This is a genomic window from Mesorhizobium sp. M5C.F.Ca.IN.020.32.2.1 (genome assembly GCF_004023105.1).
In the GTDB taxonomy this organism is placed as follows: Bacteria; Pseudomonadota; Alphaproteobacteria; order Rhizobiales; family Rhizobiaceae; genus Mesorhizobium; species Mesorhizobium wenxiniae.
In genome coordinates, this window is sequence record NZ_RZSX01001602.1 from 1 (window position 1) to 551 (window position 551).

1 protein-coding gene is annotated in these 551 nt (G+C 72.2%); it reads left to right on the forward strand.

Features of this window, described 5'->3' with window-relative positions; translation table 11 throughout:
- A partial coding sequence (locus tag EOA86_RS37690; RefSeq protein ID WP_281035752.1) for a helicase-related protein occupies window positions 1-551 on the forward strand: 551 nt, incomplete at both ends.

Sequence of the window (551 nt, forward strand, 5' to 3'; positions counted from 1 at the left end):
CGCTTGACGGCGGACGAGTCTCGCGGCTGCTTTCCGGCGCCCCGGTGATCGAGAGCGAAGGCCGCGCCTTTCCCGTCGACATCCGCTACGACGAGCGGCCGGCCGGCATCGCCATCGAAGACGCCATGGCCAAGGCGATCCGCACGGCCCTTGCCGATGAGAGCGGCAGCGTGCTCGCTTTCCTGCCCGGCCAGCGCGAGATCGAGCGCACCGCCGAGCGGCTGCAAGGCCGCGTCAGTGCCGACACCGATATCGTGCCGCTCTACGGCATGCTCGACAACAAGGCGCAGGACGCCGCGATCAAGCCGGCGCCGTCCGGCCGCCGCAAGGTGGTGCTGGCGACCTCGATCGCCGAGACCTCGATCACCATCGACGGCGTGCGCGTCGTCATCGATTCCGGCCTGTCGCGCCTGCCGCGCTACGAACCGGCCAGCGGCCTGACGCGGCTGGAGACGGTGCGGGTCAGCAAAGCCTCGGCCGACCAGCGCGCCGGCCGCGCCGGGCGCACGCAGCCGGGCGTCGCCATCCGGCTGTGGCGGGCAGAGCAGACG